This window comes from Leclercia adecarboxylata (assembly GCF_023639785.1).
Classification (GTDB): domain Bacteria; phylum Pseudomonadota; class Gammaproteobacteria; order Enterobacterales; family Enterobacteriaceae; genus Enterobacter; species Enterobacter adecarboxylatus_D.
Map to the genome: position 1 here is coordinate 1,770,744 of NZ_CP098325.1, position 15,208 is coordinate 1,785,951.

Annotated in this window: 15 protein-coding genes; 3 read left to right on the forward strand and 12 right to left on the reverse strand. The window is 55.7% G+C overall.

Annotated features, from left to right (window positions below; genetic code table 11):
- Positions 1 to 50: 50 nt before the first annotated feature.
- Genes potD through potA form a run of 4 tightly spaced genes read right to left on the reverse strand, consistent with a single transcriptional unit; the run spans position 51 to position 3,859 of the window.
- Positions 51 to 1,097, reverse strand: coding sequence for a spermidine/putrescine ABC transporter substrate-binding protein PotD (potD, locus tag NB069_RS08290; RefSeq protein ID WP_250588910.1), 1,047 nt, complete (start codon positions 1,095 to 1,097; stop codon positions 51 to 53).
- Positions 1,094 to 1,885: a spermidine/putrescine ABC transporter permease PotC gene (potC, locus tag NB069_RS08295; protein WP_250588911.1), complete on the reverse strand. Its 792-nt coding sequence runs from the start codon at positions 1,883 to 1,885 to the stop codon at positions 1,094 to 1,096. Before potC ends, potD begins: the two co-directional genes overlap by 4 nt.
- Positions 1,882 to 2,739 (reverse strand): spermidine/putrescine ABC transporter permease PotB, encoded by an 858-nt coding sequence (gene potB, locus NB069_RS08300; protein ID WP_250588912.1) that lies wholly within the window; start codon positions 2,737 to 2,739, stop codon positions 1,882 to 1,884. Before potB ends, potC begins: the two co-directional genes overlap by 4 nt.
- Positions 2,723 to 3,859, reverse strand: a complete 1,137-nt coding sequence (gene potA / locus NB069_RS08305) for a spermidine/putrescine ABC transporter ATP-binding protein PotA (protein ID WP_250588913.1) — start codon at positions 3,857 to 3,859, stop codon at positions 2,723 to 2,725. Before potA ends, potB begins: the two co-directional genes overlap by 17 nt.
- A 248-nt stretch (positions 3,860 to 4,107) precedes the next feature.
- On the opposite strand from potA, the gene pepT reads away from it, so the two are divergent.
- Together pepT and NB069_RS08315 are read left to right on the forward strand one after the other, a co-directional pair.
- The gene (pepT, locus tag NB069_RS08310; RefSeq protein WP_250588914.1) at positions 4,108 to 5,334 is read left to right on the forward strand and encodes a peptidase T; all 1,227 of its coding nucleotides are present in this window, start codon (positions 4,108 to 4,110) and stop codon (positions 5,332 to 5,334) included.
- A 92-nt stretch (positions 5,335 to 5,426) separates the two neighbouring features.
- Entirely contained in the window at positions 5,427 to 5,918 is a 492-nt protein-coding gene (locus NB069_RS08315) for an REP-associated tyrosine transposase (RefSeq protein ID WP_250588915.1), read from the forward strand.
- A gap of 92 nt (positions 5,919 to 6,010) precedes the next feature.
- Here NB069_RS08315 and NB069_RS08320 read toward each other — a convergent pair whose 3' ends face one another.
- From NB069_RS08320 to rluE, 8 genes are all read right to left on the reverse strand, one after another.
- The gene (locus NB069_RS08320; protein WP_250588916.1) at positions 6,011 to 7,132 is read right to left on the reverse strand and encodes a cupin domain-containing protein; all 1,122 of its coding nucleotides are present in this window, start codon (positions 7,130 to 7,132) and stop codon (positions 6,011 to 6,013) included.
- Between the two features lie 89 nt (positions 7,133 to 7,221).
- Positions 7,222 to 8,685 carry a two-component system sensor histidine kinase PhoQ gene (gene phoQ / locus NB069_RS08325; protein WP_250588917.1) on the reverse strand — a complete coding sequence of 488 codons (1,464 nt, stop codon included), beginning with the start codon at positions 8,683 to 8,685 and terminating at the stop codon, positions 7,222 to 7,224.
- Positions 8,686 to 9,357 carry a two-component system response regulator PhoP gene (phoP, locus tag NB069_RS08330; RefSeq protein WP_250589476.1) on the reverse strand — a complete coding sequence of 224 codons (672 nt, stop codon included), beginning with the start codon at positions 9,355 to 9,357 and terminating at the stop codon, positions 8,686 to 8,688.
- A 124-nt stretch (positions 9,358 to 9,481) separates the two neighbouring features.
- Positions 9,482 to 10,852 (reverse strand): adenylosuccinate lyase, encoded by a 1,371-nt coding sequence (gene purB / locus NB069_RS08335; RefSeq protein WP_250588918.1) that lies wholly within the window; start codon positions 10,850 to 10,852, stop codon positions 9,482 to 9,484.
- A gap of 19 nt (positions 10,853 to 10,871) precedes the next feature.
- Positions 10,872 to 11,501, reverse strand: a complete 630-nt coding sequence (gene hflD, locus NB069_RS08340; RefSeq protein ID WP_250588919.1) for a high frequency lysogenization protein HflD — start codon at positions 11,499 to 11,501, stop codon at positions 10,872 to 10,874.
- Between the two features lie 27 nt (positions 11,502 to 11,528).
- Positions 11,529 to 12,638: a tRNA 2-thiouridine(34) synthase MnmA gene (gene mnmA / locus NB069_RS08345; protein WP_250588920.1), complete on the reverse strand. Its 1,110-nt coding sequence runs from the start codon at positions 12,636 to 12,638 to the stop codon at positions 11,529 to 11,531.
- A 41-nt stretch (positions 12,639 to 12,679) separates the two neighbouring features.
- Positions 12,680 to 13,153 (reverse strand): NUDIX hydrolase, encoded by a 474-nt coding sequence (locus tag NB069_RS08350; RefSeq protein WP_250588921.1) that lies wholly within the window; start codon positions 13,151 to 13,153, stop codon positions 12,680 to 12,682.
- 13 nt (positions 13,154 to 13,166) lie between these two features.
- On the reverse strand, positions 13,167 to 13,817 hold the full coding sequence (rluE, locus tag NB069_RS08355; protein ID WP_250588922.1) for a 23S rRNA pseudouridine(2457) synthase RluE: 651 nt from the start codon (positions 13,815 to 13,817) through the stop codon (positions 13,167 to 13,169).
- A 117-nt stretch (positions 13,818 to 13,934) separates the two neighbouring features.
- On the opposite strand from rluE, the gene icd reads away from it, so the two are divergent.
- Positions 13,935 to 15,185 carry an NADP-dependent isocitrate dehydrogenase gene (gene icd / locus NB069_RS08360; protein ID WP_250588923.1) on the forward strand — a complete coding sequence of 417 codons (1,251 nt, stop codon included), beginning with the start codon at positions 13,935 to 13,937 and terminating at the stop codon, positions 15,183 to 15,185.
- Positions 15,186 to 15,208 lie beyond the last annotated feature (23 nt).

Sequence of the window (15,208 nt, forward strand, 5' to 3'; positions counted from 1 at the left end):
CGCCGTTGCAGGCCCGGTAAGCGAAGCGCCACCGGGCGTTGTTGCCGGACTTAACGCCCCGCCTTTAACTTCTGGTAATACTCTTCATACAGGCGGCTCGCGTCGCCTACATCGTTCTGCCATTCGCCTTTACTGATGGTTTGCGCATCCGGGTAGAGCGACTTGTCATTCGCCACTTCTGGACTCAGCAGCTTGCGGGCGGCGAGGTTTGGGGTTGGATAGCCGATAGTCTCTGCCACCTGTTTCGCCACTTCCGGGCGCAGCAGGAAGTTAATCAGCTTGAGCGCTCCGTCCACGTTTTTGGCATTGGCGGGAATTGCCAGGCTGTCCATCCAGAAGATCCCACCCTCGGCAGGCCACACTACGTCCAGCGGCGTGCCGGCCTGACGCGCCACCCAGGCCGAACCGTTCCACACCATTCCCAGGTTCACTTCCCCTTCCATATACGGGTTGGCCGGGTTATCAGAGTTGAAGGCGGCGACGTTAGGCATCAGTTTTTGCAGCTCGTGGTAAGCCGCTTCAATCTCTTTTGGATCGGTGGTGTTACCGGAGTACCCCAGCTTACGCAGCGCAATCTGGAACACTTCCCGGGCATCGTCGGTCAGCAGCAGTCCGCCTTTGTACTCCGGTTTCCACAGGTCGGCCCAGCTCGTTACCGATTTCGGATCCATCGCTTCGCTGTTGACCCCGATTGCCGTCGCACCCCAGATATAGGGAATGGAGTAATCATTATTCGGGTCAAACGGCTTGTTGAGCATCTCCGGATCGAGGTTTGAGAAATTGGTCAGCTTCGTTTTATCGATCTTCTGGATCATGCCCTCTTTGCGCATCTTGTCGACGAAATAGGTCGACGGGACCACCAGATCGTAGGCGCCATCTTTATAGGTTTTAAGCTTGGCATACATGGTTTCATTCGACTCGTAGGTTGAATAAATCACCTTGATGCCGGTCTCTTTGGTGAACTGCTCCAGCAGGCCTGGCGGCACATACTCGGTCCAGTTATAGAAGTAGAGCGTTTTACTGTCGTCCGCGTGCGCAGCGCTCATACCCATTGCCAGAGCGCCTGCCGCGAGCAGGTGGCGTGACCATTTTTTCATTTTAACGTCCCCTGAGATTTTGTTTTATCACGAGCAATAAGCTGGCTGGCGATAACCAGAACCAGCGATAACATCAACAGAATGGTCGCCAGCGCGTTCACCTCCGGTGAGACGCCGACTTTCACCATTGAATAGATCTTCAACGGCAGAATTTCATAGCTCGGCCCGGTGACAAACGACGAAACCACTACGTCATCCATCGACAGGGTAAAGCTGAGCAGCCATCCTGCCGCCACGGCGGGCATCGCCAGCGGCAGAATAATTTTGCGCAGGATGGTCATCTCGCTGGCACCCAGATCCTTTGCCGCCTCCAGCATCCGCACGTCAAAGCCCTTCAGACGGGAGTAGACCGTCACTACCACAAAAGGCAGGCAGAAGGTGATATGCGAGAAGAGCAGGGACCAGAAGCCCAGTTGCACCCCCAGCAGCATAAACAGCACCAGCAGCGAGATGGCCATCACGATGTCCGGAGACATCATCACCACGAAGAGCATGCCGCTGACGAAGGGCTTGCCGCGAAAACGGTAGCGGTAGAGCGCCACCGCGGTCAGCGAGCCAATCAGGGTGGCGAGGGTAGCCGAGAAGATCGCCATCGTCAGGGAGTGTTGCGCCGCCTGCAGCAGGCTGTCGTTGTTTACCAGCAGGCTGTACCACTGGGTGGTAAAACCCTGCCAGTTGATGCCAAAGCGCGAGCTGTTAAATGAATTCACGATCAAAATAATGATCGGAATGTAGAGATACGCATAAATGGCGGTCATAAAACCGCCGCGAAGCAGTCGACCGATCATTCAAGGTCACCTTTACTGTTAAGCAGGCGAGACGCGCGCCAGTAGATCAGCAGCATCAGGCCCATCACCAGCGTGAGGGTGATGCTGGTGGCGGAGCCGAACGGCCAGTCGCGAATATTCAGGAACTGACTCTTGATGACGTTGCCGATGAGCAGGTTTTTGGCGCCGCCCATCAGGTCGGAGACGTAGAACAACCCCATCGCCGGCAGCATCACCAGCAGGCAGCCAGCAATGATCCCCGGCATGGTCAGCGGGATGATGATACGGATAAAGGTCTGCATTTTGCTGGCACCCAGATCTCTTGCCGCCTCCAGCAGAGGCTTGTCCAGCTTCTCAATGCTGGAGTAGAGCGGCATCACCATAAAGGGCAGCAGGATATAGACCAGCCCTACGATCACCGCGCCGGGGGTGAACATAATGCGGATTGGGGTCTCAATGATTCCGAGCCACAGCAGGAATTCGTTCAGGTAGCCTTTGGTACTGAGGAAGATCTTCAGGCCGTAGATGCGGATCAGCGAGTTGGTCCAGAACGGCACTATCAGCAGGAACAGCAGCAGCGGGCGCACCTTCGTGGGCAGTTTCGCCAGAAACCAGGCGAAGGGATAGCCCAGTACCAGGCAGGCCAGGGTGGCCATCAGCGCCATATTAAGGGAATGCAGCAACACCTGGAAATAGAGCGGATCGAGCAGGCGCGCGTAGTTTTCCAGCGTAAAGACCAGCGAGACGAAATGCGCATCGTCACGGGTCAGGAAGCTGGTCGCGATAATCATCAGGTTGGGTAAAAAGACAAACAACACAAGCCAACCGACGATAGTGGCGATCACCACATTCTGGAATTTACTTGTGTTCTTCATCAGCCAGCACAACCTCCCAGCTCTCTACCCAGTTAATGACCATTTTTTGATTGAGCGAGTGGTCAAAATCAGGATCGTCTTCGTTAAAGAATTCACTGACCATCACCATCTTGCCGTTTTCCAGCTCAACGACCGACTCCAGCGTCATCCCTTTGTAGTTGCGCTCACGAATGTAGCCGATTAAACCTTCGACTTCGGTTTCGTCGTGGATCTCGTCGACGCGCAGATCTTCCGGACGCAGCAGGACGTTCAGCTGCTGTCCCGGCGCTACGGCAAAATTGACGAAGATATTGCAGGCGCGGCCTTCGACGTTGGCCAGTACCCGCTGGTCGTCAAGGCGTTCAATAACGGTAGCACTGAAGATGTTGATTTCGCCAATAAAGCTGGCAACAAACAGGTTTTTGGGCTCTTCGTAGATCTCGCGCGGCGTGCCGTCCTGCTCGATTTTGCCGTCGCGCATCACCACGATGCGATCGGACATGGTCAGGGCCTCTTCCTGGTCATGGGTGACAAAGACAAAGGTGATCCCGAGCTTACGCTGCAGCGCTTTTAATTCGTTCTGCATCTGCTTACGCAGCTTGTAGTCCAGCGCGGAGAGGGACTCATCCAGCAGCAGCAGGCGCGGCTTATTGACCACCGCGCGGGCGATGGCAACACGCTGTTGCTGTCCGCCCGACAGCTGGTGCGGTTTACGCTGGGTAAACGCTTCCAGCTGCACCATGCGCAGGGCATCAGTGACGCGTGGGGTGATTTCACTGATAGGGGTTTTTTGCATCCGCAGGCCAAAGGCGACGTTTTCAAAAACCGTCATGTGCGGAAAAAGAGCGTAACTTTGAAAGACGGTATTAACGTGGCGGTGTTCCGCAGGAACTTGGGTAATGTCCTGATTTTCCAGATGGATATGACCGCGGTCGACGTTTTCCAGCCCGGCGATAAGGCGAAGCACTGTCGTTTTACCACAGCCCGACGGGCCAAGTAGCGTAAGAAATTCGCCGTTGTTGATCGTTAAATCGAGGTCGGAAATGACGGTTTTTCCGTCAAAGCTCTTACGAATTCCGGCCAGTTGCACCAACGGTGACAGTGAAGCTGGTTGTGTATTCAATTTTTGATTCAGTCCCATATAGACGCTGCAAATACTTATCGCAGCGGGGTTTGTGGTTAACCACCTTGGTGAAACGTAATGAGGGCGGACATTCTACGGGAAACCTCTGCGATCGCCAATCCCTGTTACCCATTGATAAGCTACATTTATTAGCAAAGAGTGAGATAAACGGAAATATTCTCGTTTACGGGATAATAGTGACCTGACGCAATATTTGGGTTTTGATGCTTATTGATAATGTTGTCACAAAAAGTGAGGGTGACTGCATGGATAAATTACTTGAGCGTTTTTTACAGTACGTAGCGATGGATACCCAATCTAAGCCGGGTGTCCGCCAGGTGCCAAGCACCGAAGGCCAGTGGAAACTGTTACAGCTGTTAAAAAACCAGCTGGAGGAGATGGGGCTCATCAACGTGACCTTGAGCGAAAAGGGGACGGTAATGGGCACGCTACCTGCGAATGTCAGCGGAGATATTCCTGCCATCGGTTTTATTTCCCATGTCGATACCTCACCGGATTTTAGCGGTAAAAACGTCAATCCGCAGATTGTTGAGAATTATCGGGGCGGTGACATCGCTCTCGGCATCGGCGATGAAGTGCTTTCGCCGGTGATGTTCCCGGTTTTACACCAGCTGCTCGGCCAGACCCTGATCACCACCGACGGCAAAACGCTGCTGGGTGCCGATGATAAAGCGGGCGTGGCGGAGATCATGACCGCGCTGGCGGTGCTGAAAAATAATAACGTTCCCCACGGCGATATTCGCGTCGCCTTTACCCCTGATGAAGAGGTGGGCAAAGGGGCGAAGCATTTCGACGTCGAGGCATTTGATGCCCGCTGGGCCTATACCGTCGACGGCGGCGGCGTGGGCGAACTGGAGTTTGAAAATTTCAATGCCGCGTCGGTGAATATCCGTATCGTCGGCAATAACGTTCACCCGGGTACCGCGAAAGGGGTGATGGTCAACGCGTTGTCGCTGGCAGCCCGCATTCATGCCGACGTCCCGGCGGAGGAGAGCCCCGAGAAAACCGAAGGCTATGAAGGCTTTTACCATCTCACCAGCATCAAAGGAACGGTGGATCGCGCGGACATGCACTACATCATCCGTGACTTTACCCGCGAAGGCTTTGAAGCGCGTAAACGGAAGATGATGGACATTGCCAAAAAGGTGGGTAAAGGGCTACACCCGGACTGCTACATTGAGCTGGTCATTGAAGACAGCTATTACAATATGCATGAAAAGGTGATCGAGCATCCCTATATCCTCGAGGTGGCGCAGCAGGCGATGCGCGACTGCGACGTCGAACCCATTCTCAAACCGATCCGGGGCGGCACCGATGGCGCCCAGCTTTCGTTTATGGGCCTGCCGTGCCCGAACCTGTTTACCGGCGGCTATAACTATCACGGCAAGCATGAGTTTGTGACGCTTGAAGGAATGGAAAAAGCCGTGCAGGTAATAGTGCGGATTGCCGAGCTAACGGCGAAGCAGCAGTAGTCGTTTGAGGCCGGGTGGCGGCTGCTCGATCATTGTAGGCCGGGCAAACAACGTGCCGCCCGGCGTTTCCACAAATGAGGAAGGAACCTCACATGTCAAACTACCGACGTCACTACGTGCCGGGCGGGGCCTGGTTTTTCACCGTTAATCTGCAAAACCGTCACAGCGATCTGCTGACGCGCCATATCGATACGCTCCGTTTGGTCACGCAATGCGTTAAACGTGCAAAGCCTTTTCTGATCAATGCCTGGGTGGTTTTGCCCGAACACATGCACTGCATCTGGACGTTACCAGAAAACGACAGCGACTACTCAGGCCGCTGGCGGGACATAAAGAAAAACTTCACCCGAAAGCTGGGGATGTCAGGCATCTGGCAACCACGGTTCTGGGAACATACTATCCGGAATGAAAACGACCTGCGCAGACACACCGATTACATCTATATCAATCCGTTAAAGCATGGCTATGTGACGCGCGTTAAGGACTGGCCATATTCCACCTTTCATCGCGATGTGCGTGAAGGGATTTACCCGGAAGACTGGGGGGGAGAGGTGGAGGATTTTGACGCCGGAGAGCGCCGTTAAAAAAGCCGGGTGGCGGCTGCGCCTTACCCGGCCTACTCGAACGTTGTAGCTTTTGTAGGCCCGGTAAGCGAAGCGCCACCGGGCGTTGGGAATCAGTCCTCGAAGAACCAGTACCCGCTGTTGACCAGCGCTGCGAGCATGGCGAGGAAGGAGGGATCTTCCAGGGCATCACCGAAATGCCCGGCGTTCAGCACCATATGGCTGGCAAGGGCGTCCAACGCCGGGCGGTGCGGGGAATCCAGCTGTTCACCATTGACGAAAACAGCGTCGCCAATGCGCAACACGCGTAATCCGCCCAGACGCGCCAGCTTATCGCCCTGCTGCAACGCATCGTATATCTCATCCGGCTGATAAGGCGGCTCTGGCAGAGAGACGTCTAGTTCGTGGCGGGACTGGCTAATAAACTCCCCGAACCACTGGTTGAAATGCTCAGGCTTGTTAATCATATCCAGCATCATCCCGCGCAGCTGATCCAGCTCCTGGGGCAGAATATCGGCCGGATGTTCCCGGGCAGGAACCGCCGGATCGCTGAAACGATGGCTGCCCAGCTCGCGCTGCAGAACGTAATCGGCAAACCCGCTGATCATCTCGCGGCCGCTTGGCGCGCGGAAGCCCACCGAATAGTTCATCGAGTTCTCAAGGGAGTAACCCTCGTGCGGGAAGCCCGGCGGAATGTAGAGAATGTCGCCCGGCTCCAGCTCTTCGTCGATGATGCCGACAAAAGGATCGACCTGCAGCAGGTCAGGGTGCGGGCAGTGCTGTTTCATTGGCACCTTCTCACCCACGCGCCAGCGGCGGCGGCCGGTACCCTGGATAATGAAAACGTCGTACTGATCCAGATGCGGACCAACGCCGCCGCCGGGCACGGAGAAGGAGATCATCAGATCGTCCATCCGCCAGTCGGGCAGGGCACGGAACGGCAGCATCAGGGCTGCGGCGGGCTGATGCCAGTGGTTAACCGCCTGCACGAGTAATGACCAGTTGCTCTCGCCCAGATGGTCGTAGCTTTCAAACGGACCGTGGCTGACCTGCCATTTCCCGTCCTGATGGCTGACGAGACGGCTGTCAACTTCACTCTCCATGGCCAGACCGGCCAGTTCATCCGGAGAGATGGGATCGACGAAATTGGCGATGCCGCGTTTCAGAACAACCGGACGCTTTTGCCAGTAACGTTCGATAAAGTCGGGCCAGTTAAGGGCTAATTGATAATCCATATTTATATTCCGCAGGCTTTTACTAGCTCGGATTATAACGGAAGCACGGCCGCCTGCGTGTGAGAATCACGCTTTTTTCACCTGAGGGCTCAACTATCGTCGCTTGTCAGGTGCTGGCGGCCAAATATCGCCTCCATTCGGGCGCCGCCCAGCAGGCTGTCGCTGGTCTCGATCCGGCCGTCATACTGCTCCACAATGTCGCGGGCGACCGAGAGACCAACCCCCTGACCGGGGCGCAACGTATCGGCGCGCTGGCCGCGGTCGAAGACCTGGTCGCGTTTACCCTGCGGGATCCCGGGACCATCATCCTCAACAATAATGTACAGCCGATCTTCCCCCTGGCGGGCCGACACTTCGACAAACTCCAGGCAGTATTTACAGGCGTTATCGAGCAGGTTGCCCATCACTTCCATAAAATCGTTTTTCTCGCCCACGAAGCTGATTTCGGGCGAGATATCGAGGGTGATGTTCACCCCTTTGCGCTGATATACCTTATTCAGGGCAGAGGTCAGGCTGTCGAGCAGCGGGGCAACGGGATGCAGCTCCCGGCTCAGCAGCGTGCTGCCGGTTCGCATGCTGGCCCGGTGCAGGTAGTAACCGATCTGCTGGGAAATACGGCTGATCTGCTCCAGCATCACCGGCTCTGCTTCATCGGCGCTGAGCTTAGCGCTACGCAGGGATCGCATAGTGCTCTGCATCACCGCCAGCGGGGTTTTCAGGCTATGGGTCAGATCCGTGAGGGTGGTGCGGTACTTATCGTAACGTTCGCGCTCGCTTTTCAGCAGGCGGTTCAGGTTGCTCACCAGGCTGGTAAGCTCCCGGGTGGTGTTCGGGTCGAGTTTTTCCCGGTGATGTTCTTCCAGTTCACGCACCTCTTTCGCCAGCGACTCGATAGGGCGCAGGCTCCACCAGGCGGCCAGCCAGAGCAGGGGGATCACCAGCAGCAGGTTCGCGGCCAGCACGTACACGAACCAGTTCCACACCATATAAGAGCGTTTTAGCTCCACCGGAATAGTGTCGATGACCACAATCGTCAACTGGGGCATCTCTATCGTGGCGGGGTAGATGTTTACCGCCACCGAGTGGGTCAGCTCGCTGTCGTCATCATCCTCGCGGATCTCGGCCAGCTCCTGCTGCATATTGTGGTTGTCACCCACCAGCACGCTGGTGGCATCGACATTGGCCTCCAGTTCGTGAAAACCGTTGGTCCGTAGCCACTCGGGACGAATGCTTTTTATCAGCCAGGGGACGTCGCGCTGGGCCCACAGCAGTTTGCCTTTTTCATCGTAAATCAGGGACATGGTCGGGCTCTGGCGATCCAGATGCTCCGGCATATCAATGCTGATTTTACCGTCTTCCCATTTCGCGAGGGTATAGAACAGATTGCTCTCCCCGCGCAGCAGGCGGAAGGTGGTTTTGTCGAAGCTGACGCTGTAGCCCACCAGCGCCACCATCCCATAGGCCAGTGAAAGCACCAGCACCACGACCGCCGTCGCCAGCAGGAAACGAAACCGCAGCGACAGAGGCAGAATGTGACGCAGGAATTTTTTCATTTAGCGTAATTCGAAAAGGTAGCCCTGTCCGCGCACGGTGGTGATGACATCCTCCGGGTACTGGGCCTGAATTTTCTTGCGCAGACGTCCCATCAGAACGTCGATGGTGTGGCTTTCGCGCAGCTCCGCGTCAGGGTAGAGCTGGAGCATCAGGGAATCTTTGCTCACCACCTTGCCGCTGTTGCGGATCAGCGTCTCCATAATGGTGTACTCAAAGGCCGTCAGCCTGATCACTTCGTCATTGATCGAAAGTTCGCGACGGGAGAGATCGACCTGAAACGGCGGAATGGTGATCACCTGCGAGGCCAGACCGCTGTTGCGGCGCATCAACGCCTGCATGCGGGCGGCCACCTCTTCGATATGGAAAGGTTTCGTCACGTAGTCATCAGCACCGGCGCTGAGCACTTCTACCTTATCCTGCCAGCCTTCGCGGGCGGTTAAGACCAGCACTGGCAAAGAGACATCGTGGCTGCGCCAGCGGCGGATCAGCGACAGGCCATCTTCATCAGGCAGACCCAGGTCAACGATGGCGATATCGGGAAGGTGTTCATTGAGATAGTAATCGGCTTCTTTGGCATCTTCGGCATCATCCACCTGATGCCCCATTTCCTGAAGCTGAACTTTCAGGTGATGGCGTAGCAACGCATTATCCTCAACAACCAGAACGCGCATCATCGCTTCTCCCTAATATTAATGGTCAGAGTAGTTTAACGCTGATTATGTTGTGGCGGGGATAAACATTTCGTAAACCGGAGGGGAGGAACCCTCTTTCCGGGCGGAAAGAGGGTCAAAAGCGTTATTTCAGCTCATCAACCATCGTAATGGCGCGACCGATGTAGTTTGCAGGGGTCATCGCCTTCAGACGGGTTTTCTCTTCTTCTGGCAGGGCCAGACCGTCGATAAACTGCTTCATGCCTTCGGCGTCAACGCGTTTGCCGCGGGTCAGCTCTTTCAGTTTTTCGTACGGCTTTTCGATACCATAGCGGCGCATCACGGTCTGGATTGGCTCCGCCAGCACTTCCCAGTTGTGATCCAGCTCGTCAAGCAGACGCTCGCGGTTGACTTCCAGCTTGCTCACGCCTTTCAGGGTGGATTGATAGGCGATCAGCGCGTAGCCGATGCCCACGCCCAGGTTACGCAGCACGGTGGAGTCGGTCAGGTCACGCTGCCAGCGGGAAACCGGCAGTTTGCTGGCCATGTGTTGCAGCAGCGCGTTCGCCAGACCCAGGTTGCCTTCGGAGTTTTCGAAGTCGATTGGGTTGACCTTGTGCGGCATGGTGGACGAACCGATTTCGCCGGCGATGGTCTTCTGCTTGAAGTGGTTCAGGGCGATATAGCCCCACACATCGCGGTCGAAGTCGATCAGAATGGTGTTGAAACGCGCGATGCAGTCGAACAGCTCGGCAATATAGTCGTGCGGCTCGATCTGGGTGGTGTACGGGTTCCACTGAATACCCAGAGAGGTCACAAACTCCTCGCTGAACTGGTGCCAGTCCACTTCCGGGTAGGCGGCGATGTGCGCGTTGTAGTTACCTACGGCGCCGTTGATTTTACCGAGGATCTCCACCTGCTCCAGCTGGCGGTACTGACGCTCCATACGGTAAGCGACGTTAGCCATCTCTTTACCAATGGTGGACGGGGTCGCTGGCTGACCGTGGGTACGGGAGAGCAGCGGGATATCGCGATACTCCACCGCCAGGGCTTTCACCGCGTCGATGATTTTGCGCCAGTACGGCAGGACCACTTCTTCACGTGCGGTTGAGAGCATCAGCGCATGGGAAAGGTTATTGATATCTTCTGAGGTGCAGGCGAAGTGAATGAATTCAGACACCGCGTGCAGCGCCGGGATGCTGGCCACTTTCTCTTTCAGGAAATACTCAACGGCTTTAACGTCGTGGTTAGTGGTGCGCTCAATGGTTTTGATGCGCGCGGCATCTTCTTCATTGAATTCTGCGACGATTTTATCGAGGTAATCGTTTGCCTGGCTGTCAAAAGCAGGAACTTCCTTGATTGCTGCCTGCGCGGCCAGCTTTTGCAGCCAGCGTACTTCAACCTGTACACGGAATTTCAGCAGACCATATTCGCTGAAGATCCCGCGCAGCGCGCTGACTTTATCGCCGTAGCGTCCATCGACAGGGGAAACGGCGGTCAGTGAGGATAATTCCATAGTTCGCAACTCCGGGAGGTTAACAATGAGCAAGAATTTGTTTTGCCTGAGTCGTCAGGCGATTACGATAAAACATTAACTGCAAACGGCCACCGCCGACCTGCTGCCACAGCACCGCGGCACGAATACCGGCCAGCAGGGAGGCGCGCACTTTGGCCTGCACCTGTGGGCTTTGCAGAATGGCAGGGGAGCCTGTGACCTGGATACGCGGCCCCAGTGGACTGATAACATCCACATAAATGCCCGCCATGGCGCTGAGTAAGGTATCGGATTGCAGCTCAAAATGGTCGAGCTGGCGCTGCAGGCCGGTAATGCGATCGCCGAGGGTGTCCATCGCCCCTTTGGCGGCATTCAGCTTGCGCTCCAGCACCATCATGCTGAGGGTATAACGCGTCAGTTCGGCGTTCAGCCCCTGACGGCTGCTGGCATTTAACACGCCGAGCAAGGTTTCCAGGCCAAGGCGAAGATTCGCTTCGCTACCACCGAAAACGCCGAGGGTTGAACTGGGGTTCAGATCGACGACGCTGTTGAGCGAAACGTGCAGCGCGTCAGCATCACAGTGACCCTGATGTGCCAGCTGTTGCACCAGACGGGCAGACTGGCAAATTCCCGCCAGCGCCAGGGTGATGTCATAAAAGTTCTTCGCCACACTTGCTCCTTTCTGTGTGTTATCGCATTACACCGCGGTCAGCGGCAGGCGTTGTTCGATGATGCCGCCGCCAAGGCAGATCTCGCCGCTGTAAAAGACGGCTGACTGACCCGGGGTCACGGCGGCAACCGGCTCGTCAAAACGCACTTCGATGCGTTCGTCGTCCAGCGCGGTAACGGTGCAGGGAATATCAGTCTGACGGTAGCGGGTTTTCACCGTGCAACGCAGCGTGCCTTTCAGCGGCTCGCGATCGACCCAGTGCAGCTGTTGTGCGATCAGGCCGACGGACATCAGGCGTGGATGGTCATGCCCCTGCGCCACAATCAGAATATTGTTTTCAACATCTTTATCGACGACGTACCACGGATCTTCGCTACCCTCTTTGATGCCGCCGATACCCAGGCCCTTACGCTGGCCGAGAGTGTGATACATCAGACCCTGGTGCTCGCCGATGGCATCGCCATCCACAGTGATAATTTTACCCGGCTGGGCAGGGAGGTAGCGGCCAAGGAATTCACGGAATTTGCGCTCACCAATAAAGCAGATGCCGGTTGAGTCTTTTTTCTTCGCGGTGATCAGATCCAGCTCTTCGGCGATTTTACGCACTTCCGGTTTTTCCAGCTCGCCCACCGGGAACAGGCTTTGGGCAATCTGTTCGTGGCCGAGGGTATAGAGGAAGTAGCTCTGGTCTTTATTGCCATCGAGCCCGCGCAGCAGCTGGCTTTTGCCGTCGACATCCGCGCGGCGCACGTAATGGCCGGTGGCGATGTAGTCAGCATCCAGATCTTCAGCGGCGAATTCGAGGAAGGCTTTAAATTTGATCTCTTTGTTGCACAGAATATCCGGGTTCGGCGTGCGGCCGGCTTTGTATTCTTCGAGGAAATGCTCGAAGACGTTATCCCAGTACTCTGCGGCAAAATTGACGGTGTGCAGTTCAATGCCAAGTTTGTCGCAGACCGCCTGGGCATCAGCCAGATCCGCGGCAGCCGTGCAGTATTCCTCGCCATCGTCCTCTTCCCAGTTCTTCATGAACAGGCCTTCAACCTTATAGCCCTGTTGCAGCAACAGCCAGGCAGAGACGGAAGAATCGACGCCGCCGGACATGCCGACGATCACTTTTTTTTGGCTTTCAGACATTGGAATACTCACGACATTGAACTTCAAGGCGGCGTATTCTATCACGCGCCCCCGGCATTGACACCCTCTGTAAACGGCCAGTTAAATTCGCCGATGGTCTCCAGCGGCAGACGCTGGCCGGAAAGGTAGCTGCGGATACTCTCCGCCACCAGCGGCGAGCGCAGATTTGTCGCGGCCAGAATGGTGTCGGCATCTACCCACAGGCAACGGTCGATGTCGCTGTCATGGGGCTCGGTGGCGCACGTTTCGCTAAGCTCGATGGCAAACAGAAAACGGATAAACGGCGTTTTGTCCGGGGCAATCCACTGATGCACCCGGATGAAATGCTGGGGCTTAGCCTGAATGCCGGTCTCTTCCCACAGCTCGCGCTCTGCCGCCTGAACCAGGGTCTCATCGGCTTCAAGGTGACCAGCAGGCTGGTTCCACAGCGCTTTGCCGTTGATGGTCTCTTCCACCACCAGGAATTTGCCCCCGGCGTGAACGATGGTGGCCACGGTGACATGCGGCTTAAACATAAGGCTCTCCTTGTTAAGTAACGTCCCGCCACTCACCGTTGACGAGGCTATCCAGCGTATAACTGCCCATGGCGTAGCGGATCAGGCGCAGTGTCGGATGGCCGACATGGGCCGTCATGCGACGCACCTGGCGGTTGCGGCCTTCATAAAGGGTAACTTTGATCCACGAAACGGGAATAGATTTACGCTCGCGGATGGGCGGGTTGCGCGGCCAGAGCCACTCTGGTTCATTGACCAGCTCAATGCCTGCGGGCAGGGTAGGACCGTCGTTCAGCGTCACGCCATTACGCAACGCCGTCAGCGCCGCCTCGTCCGGCACGCCTTCAACCTGCACATAGTATATTTTGCCGGTGCGCTTACCGGGCTGGGTTAGCCTGGCCTGCAGTTCACCGTCATTGGTGAGCACCATCAGCCCTTCGCTGTCGCGATCGAGTCGGCCTGCGGCATAGACCCCTTCTACAGGGATGTAATCTTTCAACGTGCTGCGCCCGGCTTCGTCGGTAAACTGCGGCAGGACATCGTAGGGTTTATTGAACAGAATGACGCGTGTCGGCGCGCGTTGCTTGCGCGGTCTGGACGCTTGTCGTGTGCTGAATCGTTCAACCCGGTGATTTCTAAAAGAAGTTTTCTGCATGGTATTTTCAGACGTTATCAATTGCCGCATTATAGCCTAATAACGAATACCTTTCATGGCGCCAGACATTCAGGTACTATCGATAGGCTCATTACAAATTATTAACATAAGATCAGTAACAACCAGAAGCGCTCGAAGGAGAGGTTAATGGAAAGCAAAGTAGTAGTTCCGGCGGAAGGTAAAAAGATCACCCTGCAAGACGGTAAGCTGAACGTCCCACACAATCCGATTATCCCGTTCATTGAAGGCGACGGTATCGGTGTTGACGTAACCCCAGCGATGCTTAAAGTGGTGGATGCCGCCGTTGAGAAAGCCTATAAAGGCGAGCGTAAAATTTCCTGGATGGAAATTTACACCGGTGAAAAATCTACCCACGTTTACGGCCAGGACGTCTGGCTGCCAGCGGAGACGCTGGACCTGATTCGTGACTACCGCGTTGCCATTAAAGGCCCGCTGACTACCCCAGTCGGTGGCGGTATTCGCTCCCTGAACGTTGCTCTGCGTCAGGAACTCGATCTGTACGTTTGTCTGCGCCCGGTACGCTACTACCAGGGTACGCCGAGCCCGGTTAAACACCCTGAACTGACCGATATGGTTATCTTCCGTGAGAACTCCGAAGATATCTATGCCGGTATCGAGTGGAAAGCAGACTCCGCAGAAGCAGAGAAAGTGATCAAATTCCTGCGCGAAGAGATGGGCGTGAAGAAAATTCGCTTCCCTGAACATTGCGGTATCGGCATCAAGCCGTGCTCCGAAGAAGGCACCAAGCGTCTGGTTCGTGCAGCGATTGAGTACGCCATCACCAACGACCGTGACTCTGTGACTATCGTTCACAAAGGCAACATCATGAAGTTCACCGAAGGCTCGTTCAAAGACTGGGGTTACCAGTTGGCGGCAGAAGAGTTCGGTGGTGAACTGATCGACGGCGGCCCATGGCAGAAGATCAAGAACCCGAACACCGGCAAAGAGATCATCATTAAAGATGTGATCGCTGATGCGTTCCTGCAGCAGATCCTGCTGCGTCCGGCTGAATATGACGTTATCGCCTGTATGAACCTGAACGGTGACTACATCTCCGACGCCCTGGCAGCGCAGGTTGGTGGTATTGGTATCGCCCCTGGCGCGAACATCGGTGACGAGTGCGCGCTGTTCGAAGCGACCCACGGTACGGCGCCTAAGTACGCTGGCCAGGATAAAGTGAACCCAGGTTCTATCATCCTGTCCGCAGAAATGATGCTGCGTCACATGGAATGGTTCGAAGCCGCAGACCTGATCGTTAAAGGTATGGAAGGCGCGATCAACAACAAGACCGTGACCTATGACTTCGAACGTCTGATGGAAGGCGCTAAGCTGCTGAAATGTTCAGAGTTTGGTGACGCGATCATCGAAAACATGTAATCCAGATTCTGGGTTGTATGCGA

Bases quoted from the DNA above. Each gene is read 5' to 3' on its own strand.
- NB069_RS08315 (WP_250588915.1), top strand. From the start codon at position 5,427: ATGTCAAACTACCGACGTCACTACGTGCCGGGCGGGGCCTGGTTTTTC.
- potD (WP_250588910.1), bottom strand. From the start codon at position 1,097: ATGAAAAAATGGTCACGCCACCTGCTCGCGGCAGGCGCTCTGGCAATG.
- icd (WP_250588923.1), top strand. From the start codon at position 13,935: ATGGAAAGCAAAGTAGTAGTTCCGGCGGAAGGTAAAAAGATCACCCTG.
- phoP (WP_250589476.1), bottom strand. From the start codon at position 9,357: ATGCGCGTTCTGGTTGTTGAGGATAATGCGTTGCTACGCCATCACCTG.
- mnmA (WP_250588920.1), bottom strand. From the start codon at position 12,638: ATGTCTGAAAGCCAAAAAAAAGTGATCGTCGGCATGTCCGGCGGCGTC.
- pepT (WP_250588914.1), top strand. From the start codon at position 4,108: ATGGATAAATTACTTGAGCGTTTTTTACAGTACGTAGCGATGGATACC.
- potA (WP_250588913.1), bottom strand. From the start codon at position 3,859: ATGGGACTGAATCAAAAATTGAATACACAACCAGCTTCACTGTCACCG.
- NB069_RS08320 (WP_250588916.1), bottom strand. From the start codon at position 7,132: ATGGATTATCAATTAGCCCTTAACTGGCCCGACTTTATCGAACGTTAC.
- phoQ (WP_250588917.1), bottom strand. From the start codon at position 8,685: ATGAAAAAATTCCTGCGTCACATTCTGCCTCTGTCGCTGCGGTTTCGT.
- NB069_RS08350 (WP_250588921.1), bottom strand. From the start codon at position 13,153: ATGTTTAAGCCGCATGTCACCGTGGCCACCATCGTTCACGCCGGGGGC.
- potB (WP_250588912.1), bottom strand. From the start codon at position 2,739: ATGAAGAACACAAGTAAATTCCAGAATGTGGTGATCGCCACTATCGTC.
- potC (WP_250588911.1), bottom strand. From the start codon at position 1,885: ATGATCGGTCGACTGCTTCGCGGCGGTTTTATGACCGCCATTTATGCG.
- purB (WP_250588918.1), bottom strand. From the start codon at position 10,852: ATGGAATTATCCTCACTGACCGCCGTTTCCCCTGTCGATGGACGCTAC.
- rluE (WP_250588922.1), bottom strand. From the start codon at position 13,817: ATGCGGCAATTGATAACGTCTGAAAATACCATGCAGAAAACTTCTTTT.